The organism is Streptomyces antibioticus, assembly GCF_002019855.1.
In the GTDB taxonomy this organism is placed as follows: Bacteria; Actinomycetota; Actinomycetes; order Streptomycetales; family Streptomycetaceae; genus Streptomyces; species Streptomyces antibioticus_B.
The window spans coordinates 4714028-4727389 of the sequence record NZ_CM007717.1 but is presented as its reverse complement, the minus strand read 5'-3'; the positions used below and the strand labels follow the sequence as shown (position 1 = coordinate 4727389).

General features: G+C 71.3%; 13 protein-coding genes. 5 read left to right on the top strand and 8 right to left on the bottom strand.

What is annotated here, in order from left to right; translation table 11 throughout:
* Positions 1-8: 8 nt before the first annotated feature.
* From AFM16_RS21435 to nth, 3 genes are all read right to left on the bottom strand, one after another.
* On the bottom strand, positions 9-1208 hold the full coding sequence (locus AFM16_RS21435) for a MarP family serine protease (protein ID WP_030795910.1): 1200 nt from the start codon (positions 1206-1208) through the stop codon (positions 9-11).
* Positions 1209-1303: 95 nt separating this feature from the next.
* Entirely contained in the window at positions 1304-2029 is a 726-nt protein-coding gene (locus AFM16_RS21430) for an NUDIX hydrolase (protein WP_245177759.1), read from the bottom strand.
* 82 nt (positions 2030-2111) lie between these two features.
* Positions 2112-2945 (bottom strand): endonuclease III, encoded by an 834-nt coding sequence (gene nth / locus AFM16_RS21425; protein ID WP_030795912.1) that lies wholly within the window; start codon positions 2943-2945, stop codon positions 2112-2114.
* Between the two features lie 329 nt (positions 2946-3274).
* On the opposite strand from nth, the gene AFM16_RS21420 reads away from it, so the two are divergent.
* Positions 3275-3949, top strand: a complete 675-nt coding sequence (locus AFM16_RS21420; protein ID WP_030795913.1) for a Crp/Fnr family transcriptional regulator — start codon at positions 3275-3277, stop codon at positions 3947-3949.
* Positions 3950-4107: 158 nt separating this feature from the next.
* On the top strand, positions 4108-4980 hold the full coding sequence (locus AFM16_RS21415) for a nucleotidyltransferase domain-containing protein (protein WP_078634308.1): 873 nt from the start codon (positions 4108-4110) through the stop codon (positions 4978-4980).
* 19 nt (positions 4981-4999) lie between these two features.
* On the opposite strand, the gene AFM16_RS21410 is transcribed toward AFM16_RS21415, so the two are convergent.
* The 4 genes from AFM16_RS21410 to sp36 form a co-directional block, all read right to left on the bottom strand.
* Complete coding sequence (locus AFM16_RS21410; RefSeq protein ID WP_078634307.1) at positions 5000-5830, bottom strand: MBL fold metallo-hydrolase; 831 nt, start codon at positions 5828-5830, stop codon at positions 5000-5002.
* Positions 5827-6720 (bottom strand): NUDIX hydrolase, encoded by an 894-nt coding sequence (locus AFM16_RS21405; RefSeq protein ID WP_078634306.1) that lies wholly within the window; start codon positions 6718-6720, stop codon positions 5827-5829. Before AFM16_RS21405 ends, AFM16_RS21410 begins: the two co-directional genes overlap by 4 nt.
* Positions 6721-6806: 86 nt before the next feature.
* Entirely contained in the window at positions 6807-7271 is a 465-nt protein-coding gene (locus tag AFM16_RS21400) for a RidA family protein (RefSeq protein ID WP_030795917.1), read from the bottom strand.
* Positions 7268-7426 (bottom strand): Sp36 family protein, encoded by a 159-nt coding sequence (gene sp36, locus AFM16_RS38630; RefSeq protein ID WP_003967454.1) that lies wholly within the window; start codon positions 7424-7426, stop codon positions 7268-7270. The genes AFM16_RS21400 and sp36 overlap by 4 nt, the downstream gene beginning before the upstream one ends.
* A gap of 149 nt (positions 7427-7575) precedes the next feature.
* On the opposite strand from sp36, the gene bagA reads away from it, so the two are divergent.
* Complete coding sequence (gene bagA, locus AFM16_RS21395; protein WP_078634305.1) at positions 7576-8553, top strand: ATPase BagA; 978 nt, start codon at positions 7576-7578, stop codon at positions 8551-8553.
* Positions 8550-10049, top strand: coding sequence for an ATPase BagB (bagB, locus tag AFM16_RS21390; protein WP_078634304.1), 1500 nt, complete (start codon positions 8550-8552; stop codon positions 10047-10049). Before bagA ends, bagB begins: the two co-directional genes overlap by 4 nt.
* Before the next feature lie 156 nt (positions 10050-10205).
* Here the strand turns inward: bagB and wblA are convergent, their stop codons facing one another.
* Positions 10206-10544: a transcriptional regulator WblA gene (gene wblA, locus AFM16_RS21385; protein ID WP_030795920.1), complete on the bottom strand. Its 339-nt coding sequence runs from the start codon at positions 10542-10544 to the stop codon at positions 10206-10208.
* Between the two features lie 407 nt (positions 10545-10951).
* On the opposite strand from wblA, the gene AFM16_RS21375 reads away from it, so the two are divergent.
* Positions 10952-13291, top strand: coding sequence for a transglycosylase domain-containing protein (locus AFM16_RS21375; RefSeq protein ID WP_078634302.1), 2340 nt, complete (start codon positions 10952-10954; stop codon positions 13289-13291).
* Positions 13292-13362: the final 71 nt, after the last annotated feature.

Below are 13362 nucleotides of genomic sequence, written 5' to 3'. Positions count from 1 at the left end.
GGCCCCCCTCACAGGGCGCAGTTGTCGCTGTCCACCTGCTGGCCCGCGGTGCGCCCTTGGGCGATGTCCTGCCGGATCTCGTCCGCGGTGAGGGCGTAGCCGGTCTCGGCGTCGTCGAGGGACTTCGCGAACACCACGCCGTACACCTCGCCTTCGGGCGTGAGCAGCGGGCCGCCGGAGTTGCCCTGGCGGACGGTCGTGAAGAGCGAGTACACGTCACGGCGCACGGTGCCGCGGTGGTAGATGTCCGGGCCGTTGGCGGTGATGCGCCCGCGCACGCGCGCGGCGCGCACGTCGTACGCCCCGTTCTCCGGGAAGCCGGCCACGATCGCGCCGTCCCCGCTCGCGGCGTCGTCACCGGTGAACCGCAGGGCGGGCGCGTCAAGTTCGGGTACGTCCAGGACGGCGATGTCGCGCTTCCAGTCGTACAGCACGACCGTGGCGTCGTACTTGCGGCCCTCCCCGCCTATCTGGACGGTGGGTTCGTCGACGCCGCCCACCACGTGCGCGTTGGTCATGACGCGGCGCTCGGCGAAGACGAAGCCGGTGCCCTCCAGCACCTTGCCGCAACTCTCCGCGGTGCCCATGACCTTGACGATGGATCGCTGCGCCCGCTTGGCCACGGCGCTGCCGGCGAGCTCCGGGTCGGGCGGCTGGACGTCGGTGATCGGCTCGTTGGCGAAGGGGCTGAAGACCTGCGGGAAGCCGTTCTGCGCGAGGACGGAGGAGAAATCGGCGAACCAGGTGTCCGCCTGGGTGGGCAGCGCCCGCGACACGCCCTGGAGCACCTTGGAGCTGCGGACCTCTTTGCCGAGCGTCGGCAGGGTGGTGCCGGCCAGCGCCGAGCCGATCAGCCAGGCGACGAGCAGCATCGCGACGACGTTGACCAGCGCGCCGCCGGTCGCGTCGAGCGCGCGGGCCGGGGACCAGGTGATGTACCGGCGCAGTTTGTTGCCGAGATGGGTGGTGAACGCCTGGCCTATGGAGGCGCAGACGATGACGATCACGACGGCGACGACGGCGGCCGTGGTGCTGACCTCGGAGTTGTCGGTGAGCCAGTCCCAGATCACCGGCAGCAGGTAGACGGCGACGAGACCGCCTCCCAGGAACCCGATCACCGACAGGATGCCGACGACGAAGCCCTGTCGGTATCCGACGACCGCGAACCACACGGCCGCGACGAGCAACAGGATGTCCAGCACGTTCACCGCTTCGCGCCTCGCCTCATCAATTCGCGGTCACTACAGGTCGGCCGGGGGTCCTGGGACGCTTCCCGGGCCGACACAGCACGGTGGACACCCTGTCATGACCTCCAGTCCAGCGGGACCTGCTTCCCCCGGTCCCAGGGCCGCTCCCAGCCCGCGAAGTGCAGCAGCCGGTCGATGACGCCGGCCGTGAAGCCCCAGACGAGGGCCGATTCGACCAGGAATGCCGGACCTCGGTGACCGCTGGGGTGGACGGTCGTCGCGCGGTGCGCGGGGTCCGTGAGATCGGCCACGGGGACGGTGAACACCCGCGCCGTCTCGTTCGGGTCGACGACGCCGACCGGGGTGGGCTCGCGCCACCAGCCCAGGACCGGGGTGACGACGAACCCGCTGACCGGGATGTACAGCTTGGGCAGCGCGCCGAAGAGCTGGACGCCGGACGGATCGAGGCCGGTCTCCTCCTCGGCCTCGCGCAGGGCCGCGCGCAGCGGTCCGTCGCCCTGCGGATCGCCGTCCTCCGGGTCGAGGGCACCGCCGGGGAAGGAGGGCTGACCGGCGTGCGAGCGCAGGGAGTTGGCCCGCTCCATCAGAAGCAGTTCGGGTCCGCGGCCGCCCTCGCCGAACAGGACCAGGACGGCCGACTGCCGTCCCGCGCCGTCCTCAGGGGGCAGGAAGCGGCTGAGCTGGAGCGGCTCGACCGTCTCCACCGCGTGCACCACCGGGTCCAGCCAGCCGGGCAGGCCCTCCTTGCTGAGGGCCACCAGACCGCCCCGCGCGTCGCGCGCACCGCCCGGTGTCCCGCGTGTGCCACTCGCTCGCGTCACCGTCGCACCACCCCCCGTCCTGACGGGTCCAACGCGCGAGGACCCGCTGATCGTTCCGCCGGCCGTCCGGTGGCCGCGCGCGTCATCCGGCCCCCAGCGGAGGGGCCGGGCGGCCGCCCGCGTCGAGGTAGGACTGCGGCGGGTTCAGCCGCTGGCCGGGGAAGCCGCCCTTCTCGTACTTGAGCAGCTTCCTCGCCTTCTCGGGGTCCGTCTCGCCCTCGCCGTACGCCGGGCAGAGCGGGGCGATGGGGCAGACACCGCAGGCGGGTTTGCGGGCGTGGCACATCCGGCGGCCGTGGAAGATCACATGGTGGGAGAGCATCGTCCACTCGCTCTTGGGGAAGAGCGCGCCGACGGCGGCCTCGATCTTGTCGGGCTCGGTCTCCTCGGTCCACCGCCAGCGCCTCACCAGCCGCTGGAAGTGGGTGTCGACGGTGATGCCGGGACGGCCGAACGCGTTCCCCAGCACCACGAAGGCCGTCTTGCGGCCGACTCCGGGCAGCTTGACCAGGTCCTCCAGACGGCCGGGGACCTCACCGTCGAACTGCTCCACGAGGGCCTTGGAGAGCCCTATCACCGAGCGGGTCTTCGCCCGGAAGAACCCGGTCGGGCGCAGGATCTCCTCGACCTCCTCCGGATCGGCGGCGGCCAGGTCCTCGGGGGTGGGGTACTTGGCGAAGAGAGCGGGGGTGGTCTGGTTGACGCGCAGGTCGGTGGTCTGGGCCGACAGGACCGTGGCGACGACGAGCTGGAAGGGGTTCTCGAAGTCCAGTTCGGGGTGGGCGTAGGGGTAGATCTCGGCCAGCTCGCGGTTGATCCGGCGGGCGCGGCGCACCAGGGCCGTACGGGACTCGGGCTTGTCACCGGCGGTTTTCCTGCCGGCGGCCGGTTTCCCGGCGGGGGTCTTCTTCGTCACCTTTGCCGCTTTCTCGCCGCTTCATCGCCGCCACCGGAACACTGTTCGCCCTCGGCGGAATCACGACGGGCCATCACCCGCACAGCCCCCTCGGCCTGTGCTCTCACCGGCGTTTTGGACACCCGGCCAGCCTAAAGCCCGGCACCGACATCCGCCCCGGACCCTGAAGATCAGCCCCCAATTGGACCCCTGCCGCTTACCACGGGACATGTGTACGGCATCCTTGTGACAGATCACACTGTTTGGACCGTCCAGCAAAATGGGGAACACGGTCCCCTGGTACCAAGGGGGAGCAAGATCCCCTGAGCAGGTCGACAAGGAGAGAACTCGTGGACGACGTTCTGCGGCGCAACCCGCTCTTCGCGGCTCTCGACGACGAGCAGGCCGCTGAGCTGCGCGCCTCCATGAGTGAGGTGACGCTCGCCCGTGGCGACTCCCTGTTCCACGAGGGCGACCCGGGCGACCGGCTCTATGTCGTCACCGAGGGCAAGGTCAAGCTCCACCGCACATCCCCGGACGGCCGCGAGAACATGCTCGCCGTGGTCGGCCCCGGCGAACTGATCGGCGAACTGTCGCTGTTCGACCCTGGCCCGCGTACGGCGACGGCGACCGCCCTGACCGAGGTCAAGCTGCTCGGCCTCGGCCACGGCGACCTCCAGCCCTGGCTGAACGCGCGCCCCGAGGTGGCCGCCGCGCTGCTGCGCGCCGTCGCCCGGCGCCTGCGCAAGACCAACGACGCCATGTCCGACCTCGTCTTCTCGGACGTCCCCGGACGCGTGGCGCGCGCCCTGCTGGACCTCTCGCGCCGCTTCGGCGTGCAGTCCGAGGAGGGCATCCACGTCGTCCACGACCTGACGCAGGAGGAGCTGGCCCAGCTCGTCGGCGCCTCCCGCGAGACGGTCAACAAGGCGCTCGCCGACTTCGCCGGCCGCGGCTGGCTGCGCCTGGAGGCGCGGGCCGTGATCCTGCTGGACGTGGAGCGGCTGGCGAAGCGGTCCCGCTGACGCGGGTCCGATCCGTCCGGTGCGGAAAGGGCTCGCCCTACGGGGGCGGGCCCTCGGTCGCCCTACGGGGGCGGGCCCTCGGTCGCCCTACGGGGGCGGGCCCTCGGTCACCCGAAAAATGAGCCGCCGATCCGCCCGCAGGGCGGCACAGTGGCCCCATGACCGACACGGCTGCCGTCAGAGGGCTCGACGCCCAGGGGTACATCGCCCGCGAGGGCTCCCTCGCGCGCGTGCCGGTCGCCTTCCGGCCCGTCGTCGCGGCCGCCCGGGAACGGCTCACCGACCTGTTCGGCGTACGGCTGCACAGCGCCTACCTCTACGGCTCGATCCCGCGCGGCACCGCGCGCGTGGGCCGCAGCGACCTGGACCTCCTGGCCGCCCTGCACGACGAGCCGACCGAGGCGGACCACGCGGGCGCCCGCGCGCTCGTCGAGGCCCTCGACGCCGAGTTCCCGCAGATCGACGGCGGCGGGGCACTGCTCTACGGCCGTGCCCGGCTGCTGAGCGACCTGGAACGGCACGACATGGGCTTCTTCGTGGCCTGCCTGTGCACGCCCCTCCTCGGGGACGACCTCGCCGCGTCCCTGCCCCGCTACCGCCCCGACACGCTCCTCGCCCGCGAGACCAACGGCGACCTCGGTCTGCTGCTGCCCCGCTGGCGCGAGCGGGTGGCACGCGCGGGCGATGCGGGAGGCGCGGGAAGGACGGACGACGCGGCCGGCACCGAGCACACCCGGCGGTCTCTCGTGCGGTACATGTCCCGCCATCTCGTCCGCACCGCGTTCACCCTGGTCATGCCCCGCTGGAACGGCTGGAGCAGCGATCTGCGCGTGATGGCGGACGTCTTCGCCGGGTACTACCCCGAGCGGGCCGCGCAGGTCCGGGCGGCAGCCGTCCTCGGGTACGAGCCGACCGGCGACGCGGCCGTCCTCGCGGCCTACCTGGACGACCTGGGGCCGTGGCTCGCGCGGGAGTACACGCGTGTGCACGGGATCAAGGCGGCCCGGCCGGAGGACGCCACAGCCGCCTAGGTCACCGGTTCGGCCCTTACTAGATCAACCCGTGCTCCTGGAGGTACTCCAGTTGCGCGCGGACGGACAGCTCCGCCGCCGGCCACAGGGAGCGGTCGACGTCGGCGTAGACGTGGGCGACGACCTCGGAGGGGGCCGTGAAGCCGTTCTCGACGGCCGTCTCGACCTGGGCGAGGCGGTGGGCGCGGTGGGCGAGGTAGAACTCCACGGCGCCCTGTGCGTCCTCCAGGACGGGTCCGTGGCCCGGGAGGACCGTGTGGACGCCGTCGTCGACCGTGAGGGACCTCAGACGCCTCAGGGAGTCCAGATAGTCGCCGAGGCGGCCGTCGGGGTGCGCCACGACCGTCGTGCCGCGCCCCAGGATCGTGTCGCCGGTGAGGACGGCGCGGTCGGCCGGGAGGTGGAAGCAGAGCGAGTCCGCGGTGTGGCCCGGGGTCGGGACGACCCGCAGTTCCAGTCCGCCGACGGTGACGACGTCCCCGTGGGCCAGGCCCTCGTCGCCGAGCCGCAGCGCGGGGTCCAGGGCACGCACGCGTGTACCGGTCAGCTCGGCGAAGCGGGCGGCGCCCTCGGCGTGGTCGGAGTGGCCGTGGGTGAGCAGGGTGAGGGCGACGCGCCGGCCGGCCCGCTCGGCGGTGTCGACGACCGCGCGCAGATGGCCCTCGTCCAGCGGACCCGGGTCGATGACGACCGCCAGGTTCGAGTCGGGTTCGGCGACGATCCAGGTGTTGGTGCCGTCCAGGGTCATCGCGGAGGCGTTGGGCGCGAGGACGTTCACGGCACGCGCGGTGGCCGGTCCGGAGAGGACCTCGCCGCGGGGCTGGCCCGGAAGGGCGCCGGCGTACGTCATGCGGGGCCTCCCCCGGCGGCGATCGGGATGTGCTTGGTGAACTCGCCGTGGCCCGGCCAGGACAGCACGATCTCGCCCCCGGCCAGCCGCGCCTCGGCCAGGACGGGCGTGAGGTCACGCGCGGGCGCCGCGGCCAGCGCGTCGGCCGCGGAGCCGTAGGGCAGGAGCTGGCGCAGGGTCGCGATGGTGGGCGGCATCATCGTCAGCTCGCCCCGGTCGTAGCGCTCGGCGGCCTCGGCGGGGCGGATCCACACCGTGCGGTCGGCCTCCGTGGAGGCGTTGCGGGTGCGCTGGCCCTCGGGGAGCGCGGCCACGAAGAACCAGGTGTCGTAGCGGCGGGACTCGAACTCGGGGGTGATCCAGCGCGTCCAGGCGCCCAGCAGGTCGGACCGCAGGACCAGGCCGCGGCGGTCGAGGAACTCCGCGAAGGACAGCTCACGGGCGGCCACGGCGGCGCGGTCGGCCTCCCAGTCGTCGCCGGTGGTGTCGCCGACCACCGTGTCGGGGGTGGGCCCGGCGAGCAGGACGCCCGCCTCCTCGTACGTCTCGCGTACGGCCGCGCAGACGATCGCCTGGGCCGCCGCGCCGTCGACGCCGAGCCGTTCGGCCCACCACGCGCGCGTGGGACCGGCCCAGCGCACCTGGCGGTCGTCGTCGCGCGGGTCGACGCCGCCGCCCGGATAGGCGTACGCGCCTCCGGCGAAGGCCATGGAGGCGCGTCTGCGGAGCATGTGCACGACGGGGGTGCCGCCGTCCCTGGGGTCCTTCAGGAGCATGACGGTGGCGGCGCGTTTCGGGGTGACCGGGGTGAGGGTGCCGTCCGCGAGCGCGCGGATGCGTTCCGGCCAGTCCTGCGGGAACCACTGTCCATTCGCCTGCCCATTCGCCATGGGCGCGAGGCTATCCCCTGGGGAGTGAATGTTCGAGAGGTGCCCGAGGTCAGGGCACCTCCGCGACCTCCGCGGCCGCCCGTGCGCTACGGGAGCAGCTCCACCTGGATCTCGACCTCGACCGGTGCGTCCAGCGGCAGCACCGCGACGCCCACCGCGCTGCGCGCGTGCACGCCCTTCTCGCCGAGGACCTCGCCCAGCAGTTCGCTCGCGCCGTTGAGGACGGCGGGCTGGCCGGTGAAGTCCGAGGCCGACGCGACGAAGCCGACGACCTTCACCACGCGCGCGACACGGTCCAGGTCACCGGCGACCGACTTCACGGCGGCCAGCGCGTTCAGGGCGCAGGTGCGGGCCAGTTCCTTGGCCTCCTCGGGCGTGACCTCCGCGCCGACCTTGCCGGTGACCGGCAGCTTGCCGTCCACCATGGGCAACTGGCCGGCCGTGAACACGTACGGCCCTGACTGCACGGCCGGCTGGTAGGCCGCGAGCGGCGGCACCACGGCGGGCAGGGTCAGCCCCAGCTCGGCGAGCCTCGCCTCGACGGCGCTCACGCCTTCTCCCGCTTCAGGTAGGCCACGAGCTGCTCGGGGTTGTTCGGCCCGGGCACGACCTGGACGAGCTCCCAGCCGTCCTCGCCCCAGGTGTCCAGAATCTGCTTCGTGGCATGGACGAGCAGCGGCACGGTTGCGTATTCCCACTTGGTCATGGGGGCGACTGTATCCGCTGCGGAGGGCTGCGCCGGTGCGGGCCCGCGCGGCCACCGCACAGCCGTCCGCAAGCCATGTGGCCGATAGTCGCCCCCTTTGTCCACAGCCTGCCGATTGCCTCGGGCACGGACTGGTTACGCTCGAAGACGTGAGCAGGCTCCAGGTCGTCAGCGGAAAGGGCGGGACCGGAAAGACGACGGTCGCCGCGGCCCTCGCGCTCGCCCTCGCCACGGCGGGGAAGCGGACGCTTCTCGTCGAGGTGGAGGGCCGGCAGGGCATCGCGCAGCTCTTCGAGACGGAGGCGTTGCCCTATGAGGAACGCAAGATCGCCGTCGCGCCGGGCGGTGGTGAGGTGTACGCGCTCGCCATCGACCCCGAACTGGCCCTTCTGGACTACCTCCAGATGTTCTACAAGCTCGGCGGCGCCGGACGGGCCCTCAAGAAGCTCGGCGCCATCGACTTCGCCACCACCATCGCCCCCGGCCTGAGGGACGTCCTCCTCACCGGCAAGGCGTGCGAGGCGGTGCGCAGGAAGGACAAGAGCGGCCGGTTCGTGTACGACTACGTCGTCATGGACGCGCCGCCCACGGGCCGCGTCACCCGCTTCCTGAACGTCAACGACGAGGTGGCCGGGCTCGCCCGGATCGGCCCGATACACAATCAGGCGCAGGCCGTGATGCGGGTGCTGAAGTCGGCGGAGACCGCCGTCCACCTGGTCACGCTGCTTGAGGAGATGCCGGTCCAGGAGACCGCCGACGGCATCGCCGAGCTGCGCGCGGCCAAGCTGCCGGTGGGCCGGATCATCGTGAACATGGTCCGCCCCGAGGTGCTGGACGCCGACGAGCTGGAACTCGTACGGAATGTCGGACGTTCCTCTGTCGCGCGGTCTTTGTCCGCCGCCGGGCTCGGCGGGGCGCGGCGCGGCGGGCATGCCGAGCGGCTGGTGGACCCGCTGCTCCGGCAGGCCGAGGAGTACGCCGAGCGGCACGCGCTGGAGCACGAGCAGCGCGCGGTCCTGGCCGGGCTGGATCTGCCGACGCACGAACTGCCGCTGCACGCGGAGGGCATGGACCTCGCGGACCTGTACGAACTCGCCACCGAGCTGCGGAAGCAGGGGATCGCATGAGCCGCGACCGGGCCCAGGAACAGGGCGGGGCCGAGGACTCGGCTCAGGGAAAGGATCAGGGCTCGGCCCAGGGCCGGGCGCCGCGCGGCCTCGCCCCCACGCGCGTGCTCGACATCGATCCGCTGCTCGACGACCCGGCGACCCGCATCGTGGTGTGCTGCGGTTCGGGCGGTGTCGGCAAGACGACGACGGCGGCGGCGCTCGGCCTCAGGGCCGCCGAGCGCGGCCGCAAGGTGGTGGTCCTCACCATCGACCCGGCGCGCCGGCTCGCCCAGTCAATGGGCATCGACTCGCTGGACAACACCCCGCGCCGGGTGAAGGGCATCGACGACTCCGCGCGGGGCGAGCTGCACGCGATGATGCTCGACATGAAGCGGACGTTCGACGAGATCGTCGAGTCGCACGCGGATCCCGAGCGGGCGGCGGCGATCCTGTCGAACCCCTTCTATCAGTCGCTCTCCGCGGGCTTCGCCGGCACGCAGGAGTACATGGCGATGGAGAAGCTGGGCCAGTTGCGGGCCAGGGACGAGTGGGACCTGATCGTCGTCGACACCCCGCCGTCGCGTTCGGCGCTGGACTTCCTGGACGCGCCCAAGCGGCTCGGGTCGTTCCTGGACGGCAAGCTGATCCGGGTGCTGCTCGCGCCCGCCAAGGTCGGCGGCCGCGCGGGGATGAAGTTCCTCAACGTCGGGATGTCGATGATGACGGGCGCGCTCGGCAAGCTGCTGGGCGGGCAGTTGCTGAAGGACGTCCAGACGTTCGTGGCGGCCATGGACTCGATGTTCGGGGGCTTCCGCACGCGCGCGGACGCCACGTACAAGCTGCTCCAGGCACCGGGGACGGCGTTCCTGGTGGTGGCGGCCCCCGAGCGGGACGCGCTGCGGGAGGCCGCGTACTTCGTGGAGCGGCTGGCGGCGGAGCGGATGCCGCTCGCCGGTCTGGTGCTCAACCGGGTCCATGGCAGCGGTGCCGCCCAGTTGTCGGCCGAGCGGGCGCTCGCCGCCGCGGAAAATCTTGAAGCGGAAAATCTTGAAGACGCCCGCATTGTGGATCAGGACGGCGGGAAAGCTGGACTTCGTAACTCTCCCGACACGTACGGCAGTTCAGGATCCGACGACGCCCCCGGCGCACCAGACACCCCCACCGCACCCGACGCTCCCACCGCGGCCACAGCAGCCGACGCCCCCACCGCATCCCCCGCGGCCACGGCGTCCCCCGCGTCCCGGCCCGCGGACCGCTCCGGCACTCGGCCAGGCTCCCCCGACCCCGGCACCGATCGCCTCACGGCGGGCCTGCTGAGGCTGCACGCCGAGCGGATGCACCTGCTCTCGCGCGAGCGGCGCACACGCGACCGCTTCGCCTCGCTGCACCCGGAAGTGGCCGTGACCGAAGTGGGTGCGCTGCCCGGCGATGTGCACGACCTCACGGGGCTGCGCGACATCGGCGACCGACTCGCGACCAACCGGCCGGAACTGCCGGGGGCCGCCGACGCGTAAGACGAGCCGACACGTGAGACGAGCCGACGCGTGACGAGACGACAGGTCGGACGGCCGTAGGACGACAGGTCGGACAGCGCGGGTGCGGCGAGTCAGACAGCGGCGCGGGTGCGGCGAACCGGCCGGCGGCCGGGCAGGCGAGGGACAGTCGCCCGCTCAGCCCACCGCCGCGTAGTTCTCGTACACGCTGTCGTCGTCGAGCGGCACGATGCCCGCTCCGCGCTCGTACTCCAGGCGTGCCGTCTCCAGGAGCCGGCGCCATGACGTCACGGTCGGCCGCCGGCGCAGCAGGGCGCGGCGCTCGCGCTCCGTCATGCCTCCCCACACGCCGAACTCGACGCGGTTGTCGAGCGCGTCGGCCAGGCACTCCGTGCGTACCGGACAACCGGTGCACACCGCCTTGGCCCTGTTCTGCGCTGCTCCCTGAACGAACAGTTCATCCGGATCGGTAGTGCGGCAGGCGGCCTGCGCACTCCAGTCGGTTACCCAGCCCATACCGGCGCCGTCCTCTCCCGAATCGAGGCTCCCCCACGGCGGCAGCGGCATATTCACCGCCGCCAGTTGAGGACGTTACGGAAGGTGGGCACAGCGCAACACCCCCTTCGGGCCCAATCTTGAATGGCCCGAACGGACTATGGGTAAGCGGCAGATCACCCGGGGGAGTGAGCCCGCGACATACGTGACTATCGCCACAAAATAGGACAGTCCTCTTGAGTCACAACGGACGCCACGTGACACACAAGGCGGATTCGGACACGCCCCCACCAGGAAAACGGGGCACTTCCGGAACGATTCGGGGTCGCCGGACGTATTGATACGTAGCCCTGCTGCTGTGACAGTTGAGAGCAGCTTAGGCCAAGGCATATACGCGTGTCCGGCGAATGAGAACGTAGGCTGCCCTCATGCCAAAGAAGCGCTCGGGCGGAGGGCTGTCCGCCACGCAGCAGGCCGCGAAGTTCCTCGGCGTCAGCGTGCTCTCCGGAGCCGTCCTGGCGGGTATCGCCCTGCCCGCCTTCGGAGCGCTGGGCCTGGCGGCCAAGGGGTCGGTGGAGTCCTTCGACGAGCTCCCGGCCAACCTGAAGACGCCCCCGCTGAGCCAGCGCACCACGATCCTGGACGCCAAGGGCTCCCAGATCGCCACGGTCTACTCCCGTGACCGCACGGTCGTCGACCTCAAGAACATCTCGCCGTTCATGCAGAAGGCGATCGTCGCGATCGAGGACTCCCGCTTCTACGAGCACGGCGCGGTCGACCTCAAGGGCGTCCTGCGCGCCCTGAACCAGAACGCGCAGAGCGGCGGGGTCGCCCAGGGCGCCTCGACGCTCACCCAGCAGTACGTGAAGAACGTCTTCGTGGAGGAGGCGGGCGACGACCCGACGAAGGTCGCGCAGGCCACCCAGCAGACCATCGGCCGCAAGATCCGCGAACTGAAGTACGCGATCCAGGTCGAGGAGGAGCTGGGCAAGAAGAAGATCCTCGAGAACTACCTGAACATCACCTTCTTCGGACAGCAGGCGTACGGCGTCGAGGCCGCCGCCCACCGCTACTTCTCCAAGTCCGCCAAGAACCTCACGCTGCCCGAGGCGGCCCTGCTGGCCGGCATCGTCCAGTCCCCCAGCCGCTACGACCCGGTCAACGACGAGGCGGAGGCCGTCAAGCGCCGTAACACCGTGCTCGCGCGGATGGCCGAGGTCGGCGACATCTCGCCGTCCGAGGCGGCGGAGGCGCGCAAGGCCCCGCTCGGCCTGAAGGTCACCCAGCCGAAGAACGGCTGCATCACCGCCGTCCAGGGCGCCAGCTTCTTCTGCAAGTACGTCGAGCGGGTCTTCCTCAGCGACCCGGTCTTCGGCAAGACGAAGGAGGAGCGGGCCAAGATCTGGAACCAGGGCGGCCTGACCATCCGTACGACCCTGGACCCGCAGTCCCAGAAGTCGGTCCAGCAGTCTCTCAAGGACCACGTCTACAAGTCGGACAAGGTCGCCGCGGCCGCCACGCTCGTCGAGCCCGGCACCGGCAAGATCCTCGGGATGGGCCAGTCGAAGCCGTACGGCTACGGCAAGAACGAGACCGAGTACAACTACTCGGTCAACGCCTCCATGGGCGGTTCGAACTACGGCTTCCCGACCGGTTCGACGTTCAAGCCGTTCGTCGCGGCGGCCGCCCTGGAGGAGGGCCGCCCGGCCAACCAGACCTACTCGGCGCCGTACGAGATGCCGTACCCGGACACCGTCCAGACGTGCAGCGGCAAGCCGTGGCTGAACGACGACAACTACAAGCTGGAGAACGAGAGCGAGTCGGAGCACGGGCCCTACGCGCTGCGCAAGGCCATGGAGATGTCGGTCAACACCTACTTCGTGCAGATGCTGTCCGACATCGGCATGTGCCCCGTGGTGAAGATGACGGACGCGCTCGGCGTGGTCCAGGGCAACGGCGACAAGGTCCCCGAGGTCCCCTCGTCCATGACCCTCGGCTCCACCGGCCTCTCCCCGCTCACCATGGCAAGCGCCTACGCCTCCTTCGCCAGCCGCGGCATGTACTGCACCCCGGTCGCCATCGAGTCGATCACCCAGACGGTCGGCGGTACGAAGAAGTCGCTGGAGGTCCCGAAGTCGACCTGCTCGCGCGCGATGAGCGAGAAGACCGCGGACACCATCAACACCCTGCTCAGCGGCGTGGTCGACTCCGGCACCGGCCAGCAGGCCGGCCTGTCGGGCCGCGCGAACGCCGGTAAGACGGGTACGACGGACGAGCGGAGGAACGCCTGGTTCGTCGGCTACACCCCGAACCTCTCGGGTGCCGTCTGGGTCGGCAGCGCCACCCAGAAGGTGAAGATGACGAACATCAGCATCGGCGGCGTCTACCACGGCCAGGTCTACGGCGGTGACACCCCCGGCCCGATCTGGCGCGACGCGATGACCGGCGCGCTCTCGGGCAAGGAGGCCCCGGAGTTCAACCTCGTCCACATCCCGGGCAACGACAAGGAGCGGGACGAGGACGACGACGACCACGACGGCCGCGGTGACGGCGACGGCAACAACGGCGACGGCTTCATCGGCGGCCTGCTCACGGGCGGCAACGGCAACGGCGGCAACAACGGCGGGGCCACTGGCGGGAACAACGGCGGCAGCAACAACGGCGGCGGCGGCTCGACGGGTGGCGACACCCCGACCCCCGGCTTCACGCTCCCCGACGGGTTCTTCCGGGGGACGAGCAACGGGAACGACACCGGGGGGCGGGGCTGAGCGGGAACGGCCGCCGCGCCTGAGGCGCATCCGCATGTGACACAACGGCCCCTGCTTCTCCGTACGGGAGG